Origin of the sequence: Streptomyces otsuchiensis, assembly GCF_004305975.1 — a bacterium.
In the GTDB taxonomy this organism is placed as follows: domain Bacteria; phylum Actinomycetota; class Actinomycetes; order Streptomycetales; family Streptomycetaceae; genus Streptomyces; species Streptomyces otsuchiensis.
The window spans coordinates 25955-32139 of sequence record NZ_BHZI01000024.1 but is presented as its reverse complement, the minus strand read 5'-3'; the positions used below and the strand labels follow the sequence as shown (position 1 = coordinate 32139).

Below are 6185 nucleotides of genomic sequence, written 5' to 3'. Positions count from 1 at the left end.
CGCCCTCCCCCCGAACGCCGACCGCCGACCGCCGACCGCCGGAGTACCGCCATGCCCCTCCACGCCTCCGGGTCCGACGGGGACGACACGTTCCCCGCCATCTGCGCGCACACCCACCTCTTCCCCGGCAGCCGCTGCCGGGTGCGGGAGCTGCCCGACCCCCAGGGGTTCGCCGCCGCTCCCCGCCCTCTCGGCCTCGATCTCCGCTTCTCCGACGGGGTGGTCTCCGAGGCGGAGCTCCTCGTCGCGGACAGCGGCGACGCGGTGCTCACCGTGGCGGCGCGTACCACCGCCGCGGGGACCGGGATCGACGGCCAGACCTGGATCGTGCGGTCTTTCGAGCGGTCCGGGGACGAGGTGGAGCTGACGCTCGGCAGCCGGTCGGACCGGGCGCGGACAGCGGGCTGAGGAGGTCGCGTCGCCCGCTGGCCGTCCGGCCCTGCTCGGCGGCGGTGCCCCGGCGCGGCCCGGGTGCGCCGGGTGAGGCGGTCAGGACCAGCCGTACCGCTGCTGCAGCCGGTGCACCACGGCCTGGAACCGGGCGCGGTCCAGTGCGCACGCCTCGCGCCGCATGCCCCGGGGGTGGATGCGCAGCACCCGGTCCAGGTCCACCCAGGACTCGCGCCCCTGGCGGTCCCACGGCCCGCTGCCCAGTGACACCCACTCGTGGTCGTCGTCCCGGCGGCGGCTGGTGAGCTGGACGGCGAGCAGCCCGGGGCCGTTCTCGTGCGCGACCACCAGCACGGGGCGGTCCTTGCCCCGGCCGTCGTTCTCCTCGTAGGGCACCCAGGTCCACACGATCTCGCCGGGGTCGGGCTCGCCGTCGTGCTCCGGGGAGTAGACGCAGCGGGCGCCGCGGACCAGCCTCGGGTCGATCTCGACGGTGGCCTCGGGCCCGTTCCGGCCGGGCCCGGAGGCGTCGGAGCGGGACTCGTGATCTTCGTTTCGCAGGGTCACGGGGGTTACCGTACGGCGCCCGGACCCGCGGCCGCCCTCGGGGTGGTGCCGGAGCGGTCCGACGGCCCGGGGCCGCCGCCCGGGGCGCGGTCGGCGGGATTGATCCGCTGGTGGATGTCCTGGGTGGTCATCGGGTCGAGGCCGACGAAGAGCCCCGCGAAGACGAGCAGCAGCAGTGGCACGACCAGGGCGGGCATCAGGATCTCGATCCGGGCGTGCCCGCCGGTGACGACCTCGCTGTGGGAGTGGACGGAGACCGCCGCCATCCCGGTGTAGTGCATCCCGGTGACGGCGACGCCCATGATCGCGCTGGCGCCGAGCGAGGCGGCGAAGCCGCGGACGGAGATCGCGAACCACAGGGCGACGGTGGCCGCCACCACCGCGATGACGACGGAGAGCGCCACGACGACCGGGTCGTAGTGCAGGGTTCCGCTCATCTGCATTCCCGCCATGCCGAGATAGTGCATGCAGGCGACACCGAGTCCGGTGATCAGACCGCCGGTGGCGAGGGTGAGGTTCCCACGTGGCGCATAACCGACCAGGAAGACGCCGATTCCGACGACCCCTATGGCCACGCCGAGGCTGGCGTAGGTGATCGCGAGGTCGTAGGTGATCGACAGCGTGGCGACGGTGAAGCCCATCATGGCGATGAAATGCATGGTGAAGATTCCGGTGCCGATCGAGATCGCACCGAGCGCCAGCCATCCCGCCCGGCGGCCACGGTCCAGCGTCAGCGCCCGGACCGTGCAGCGCAGCCCCAGCGCGCTGCCGACGACCGCCATCAGAAAGGCGAGAACCAGGGTGACCAGACCGTAGGTCAGATCCTCGACGGGTACTTCTGCCGCGTACATGACGCCCCCCTTGCGCATTCGACCCCGCGTCCACCGACGACGGGGGACCCGATGTTAGGGGTGAGATCAAGCCATGGACAGAGGCGGAAACCATTCCGTTGTCAGTCCGATGCGACACGATGCGCCAGATATCCGAGGCGTGCCGGAACGGTCGCTGAGTGGAAGGGCGTACGGGTGCGATTCCTAGTGGGGCAAACAGAATTGGCGGACGCCGTGTCGTGGGCGGCGCACGCGCTCCCCGACCGCTCGCCGGTGCCGGTGCACCTGGGCCTGATGCTGACCGCGGAGCACGGCGTCCTCACCGTCTCGGGCACCGGCCAGGACGCCTGGGCGGCCGGCACCGTGACGCTGCCCGCCGGGGCCGACGGCGGGCGGGCGCTGGTGCCCGGGCGCGCCCTGGCCGAACTCACCCGCGCCCTCCCTGAGGCCCACGAGGTGCAACTGGCGGTCGCGGACGGGGAGTTGACACTGGAATGCGGGCCGGTCCGGTTCGCGCTGCCGCTGATTCCCCCGGATTCCTACCCGGCCGCGCCCCGGGTCCCCGCCGCCGCCGGCACCGTGGACGCGGCCCGGTTCGCCCGTGCGGTGGCACAGGTGGCGGTCTCGGCCGGCCGGGACGACACGCTGCCCGTACTCACCGGCGTCTGGCTGGAGACCGAGGGCGACCGGCTGCGGCTGGTCGCCACCGACCGCTACCGGCTGACCGTCCGCGACCTCCCCTGGCACCCGGCCCGCCCGGAGCACGAGGGGAACGGCGACGCGCGGGGACCGGACCGCGGCATCCGGGCGCTGGTACCGGCGAAGAGCCTGCTGGCGCTGGCACGGTCCGCCGCGGGTGATGGCGAACTGAGCCTGGCGGCCCGGACCGGCGCCGACGGCACCGCCTCCACCGGCGCGGGCGTGCTGGCGCTGCGTTCCGGCAGCCGGTCCGCCACCACCAGGCTGCTCAGCGGCACCTTCCTCAAGTACGCGGCGCTGTTTCCCGACACCTTCCCCGGCAGCGCGGTGGTCGAGCGGCGTCCCCTGCTCGCGGCGGTGCGGCGCGTCTCTCTGGTCGCCCAGGGACCGGCCCCGCTGCGGCTGACGCTCACCGGCGACGCGGTGGTGGTGGAACTGGGCGACGGCGGGGAGGCACGCGGACGGGAGAGCGTTCCGGCGCTGGTGGACGGCCCGGCCGTCCGGCTGTCCGCCGACCGGCGCTACGTGCTGGACGCGCTCTCCGCGATCACCGACCCCTACACGGAACTGAGTTACCTCGGCCCGGCCCAGCCGGCGGTCTTCACGGGCCGGTCGGCGCCGGACGCGGCACACGATCCCGGCCACCGGTGCCTGGTGATGCTCAACAAGCGGTCCTGAGCGGCGAACCGCGAACGGCCGCTGCCCGGGCGGATATCCGCCCGGGCACCGGCCGGGATCTCGCGGGCGCTGCCGTCGTGCCGGCCGGCCGTCACGTCGGCCGACACGTCGGCCGACACGGAACGGCCGCCCACGGAACGGGCGGCCGGTGGGTTCACCGGCCGCCCCGGGGGTCAGCCCCGTGACCGTGGGTGGCGCACCAGCGCGTAGCCGCCCAGTGCGGCGAAGGCTCCGAGCACCCCGCCGCCGGCCGTCCACAGCCAGCGGTCCGACCACCAGCCGCCGTTCCAGCCGCCCTCGGGCTCGCTGACCACACCGGCGAACCGGAGCTCGTCCTGCGCGGCGTCGTCGCCGTCGTCACCGGTCTCCGGGTCGGACGCCGGGTCGCCGTCCTCCCCGTCCTGCCCGTCGTCGCCACCGCCGGTGTCCAGCGAACCGGCGCGGGGCGTGGGCACCAGCGGCGCGCCGAGGTCGCCGCCGTAGGCGTGGGCGCCACCGGCGTCCTCGGTCTCGGCGCGGATGGCCACGGAGACCGGCAGCCCGAGGTCCTCCTCCGGGAGCGAGACGGCGGTCAGCCGCAGGTAGTAGGCGCCGGGCAACGGGTCGGTGGACCATGGGTCCGCCCAGGAACGGACCGTGCGCAGCGTGCAGCTGAGCGAGATCTCACCGGCGGCGGCCGGGGCCTCGACCGTGGCGTCACCGCCGACGCACGCCTGCCGGCGACGCAGTCCGTCGTAGAGGTCCAGCTGCCAGACGGTCGGTCCGGAGCGGGCGCCGTCGTCCTCGAAGGTGACGGTGGCGGTCGCGGTGGCGTCGTGCCCGGCCGCGACCGGGAACGCCCAGTACAGGAACTCACCGACGGTGGCACGCGCGGTGCCCTCGCCACTCTCGCCGAGCACGGCCGCGGTGCGGAAACCGCTGCCGGCCTCGGTCGGCGTGGCGGCGTCGCCGGTCGCGTCGTCCTCGTCCTGTGCGACCGCGCCGGCGGCGCCGCCGAGGAGCAGCGCGCCCGACAGCCCGAGCACGGTCAGCAGCCGCGCGGCGCCGCGCGTGCGGTGTCGTGCGTGTGCCATGGCTCTCATGCGGTCAGCCTCCGGATCGCGCCCCACACCAGTCCGGCGACCAACCCGGTGACGGTCAGCAGCAGCAGGGGTACCCAGCCCCGGGCGAGGCCGTAGGCGGCCACGTCGGAGGGGGTGTCGGCGGCGGCGACCAGGTCGACGGTCAGCTCCACCGGCATGCCGGGGGTGCTCTGGACCGACTCGGGCGCGGAGTAGGAGTTGCTGACCTCCAGGCACAGCACGCTCTCCTCACCCGATCCCGCGTCGTCGTCGGCGGCGTCGCCGTCTCCCGCTCCCGGGCTCGCCGTCCCGTTCGGCCCGGCGTCGGCGGTGCCCGGCCGCTCGGCCCAGGGGTAGCGCAGCCCGGTGGAGATCACGTCGGTGCGGTCGTGGCCGGCTTCGCTGCCGCGGACCAGTTCCTGGCCCCTCTCGTCCAGGAGCCGCAGCAGCACGCCGTAGTCGCGGTCCATCGGCCGGTCGGCGGCGACGCTCACGGAGGCGCGCAGCTCCCGGCCCGGCGCCAGCTGCACCCGGTAGAAGCGGTGCTCGCCGAACTCCTCGCGGTCGCTGTAGACGCCGGCCCGCAGCAGCGGGGCGGCGGCGCAGTCGTCGGTGGAGCCCTCGATGACGGCCGGGCTCTCCACCTCCAGCTCCACGGTGCGGTCGACCAGTTGCGCGAGGCGGTCGGCGAGCTGGTCGGCGTCCTGGACCGCGGTGTAGGTGCCGCCCGTCGCCTCCGCGATGCAGCCGAGCTGGGTCCGGACCTTGGCGTCCTCGGGGGTGAGGCCGAGGGTGTCGACCGTCAGCCGGATGCCCTGGGAGGCGAGTTCACGGGCGACCTCGCAGGGGTCGGGCTGGCCGCAGGTGTCCTCGCCGTCGGTGATGAGCACGATCCGGCGGGTGTTGTCGCTCTCGCCGCCGAAGTCGGCGACGGCTTCGCGCAGCGCGTGGCTGATCGGGGTGAAGCCGGTCGGCTTCAGGGTGGCGACGGCGGCCTTGGCCTCGTCCTTGTTGACCCAGCCGACGGGGTAGAGCTGCTCGCTGTCCAGGCAGCCCTCCTCCAGGTCCTCGCCGGCGTAGTTGGCGCCGAGGGTCCGGATGCCGAGGTGGACGGTCTCCGGGAGTCCGTCGATCACCTCGTTGAACGCCTGCTTGGCCGCGTCCATGCGCGACTGACCGCCGATGTCCCGCTCGTTCATCGAGCCGCTGACGTCGAGGACCAGCTGTACCTTCGGGGGGTCCTGCGAGCCGCGTGGCTCGGCGGCCACGGGGCTCGCGGACGCGCCCAGCATCAGGGCCGCGAACACACCGCTCAGGGTGGCCGCCAGCCGTCTTCCTATGATCATTTGGCGGATACTACGAGCAGCGCCCTCGGGCACCAAACCGAGTCGTGCGCAGTGGAATTGACGATACGTCGCCTGGTGGCGGCGGCACCGGCCCGCCCCTGTGGCGGTGCCGCCGAAGCCCGTGACAGCGGGAACAGGTGCCACTAGCGTGAGCCGCATGTCGTCGCACACGTTCACGTCCTACGAGGAGTTCTGGCCCTACTACGTCGCCATGCACTCCAAGTCCGCGACCCGCTGGGTGCACCTGGCCGGCACGCTGACCGGCCTGGCGGTCTCGGCCTACGGCGCGCTCAGCGGCCGGCGCCGGCTGCTGGCGGCGCTGCCGCTGATCGGCTACGGGACGGCCTGGCCGGCCCACTTCCTGATCGAGGGCAACAATCCCGCGACCTTCGGCCACCCGGCCTGGTCGCTGCGCGGCGACGCGCAGATGATCTCCATGATGCTCGCCGGCCGGGACGCGGAGCTCTCCGCCACCGCCCGCACCTGGCTCGCCGACCACCCCGAGGACGCCCCGCGCCGCTGACGGCACCGGCCCGGCTCCGGGCGGGGAGGGCCAACGGACGGTACGCTCTGCGCGCACGGTGGTGTCCCGCCCCTGCCCGGGAGCGGCCGCC

7 protein-coding genes are annotated in these 6185 nt (G+C 74.2%); 3 read left to right on the top strand and 4 right to left on the bottom strand.

The window, feature by feature from the left end:
• A partial coding sequence (locus E0D90_RS04405; RefSeq protein WP_438827368.1) for a hypothetical protein occupies window positions 1-408 on the top strand: 408 nt, incomplete at its 5' end.
• Window positions 409-489: 81 nt separating this feature from the next.
• Here E0D90_RS04405 and E0D90_RS04400 read toward each other — a convergent pair.
• Window positions 490-957, bottom strand: coding sequence for a type II toxin-antitoxin system PemK/MazF family toxin (locus E0D90_RS04400; RefSeq protein WP_227869978.1), 468 nt, complete (start codon window positions 955-957; stop codon window positions 490-492).
• A gap of 5 nt (window positions 958-962) precedes the next feature.
• Window positions 963-1808: an MHYT domain-containing protein gene (locus tag E0D90_RS04395; protein ID WP_130796662.1), complete on the bottom strand. Its 846-nt coding sequence runs from the start codon at window positions 1806-1808 to the stop codon at window positions 963-965.
• A 51-nt stretch (window positions 1809-1859) separates the two neighbouring features.
• Between E0D90_RS04395 and dnaN the strand changes: the two genes are divergently transcribed.
• Window positions 1860-3164 carry a DNA polymerase III subunit beta gene (gene dnaN, locus E0D90_RS04390; protein WP_130796661.1) on the top strand — a complete coding sequence of 435 codons (1305 nt, stop codon included), beginning with the start codon at window positions 1860-1862 and terminating at the stop codon, window positions 3162-3164.
• 173 nt (window positions 3165-3337) lie between these two features.
• Here dnaN and E0D90_RS04385 read toward each other — a convergent pair whose 3' ends face one another.
• A complete protein-coding gene (locus E0D90_RS04385; RefSeq protein WP_307721124.1) occupies window positions 3338-4246 on the bottom strand; it encodes a hypothetical protein in 909 nt (302 codons plus the stop codon).
• Window positions 4243-5571, bottom strand: a complete 1329-nt coding sequence (locus E0D90_RS04380) for a VWA domain-containing protein (protein WP_103503746.1) — start codon at window positions 5569-5571, stop codon at window positions 4243-4245. Before E0D90_RS04380 ends, E0D90_RS04385 begins: the two co-directional genes overlap by 4 nt.
• Before the next feature lie 157 nt (window positions 5572-5728).
• Here E0D90_RS04380 and E0D90_RS04375 point away from each other — a divergent pair, with 157 nt between their 5' ends.
• Window positions 5729-6094, top strand: a complete 366-nt coding sequence (locus tag E0D90_RS04375) for an Mpo1-like protein (protein WP_103503745.1) — start codon at window positions 5729-5731, stop codon at window positions 6092-6094.
• The last annotated feature ends 91 nt before the right edge of the window (window positions 6095-6185 follow it).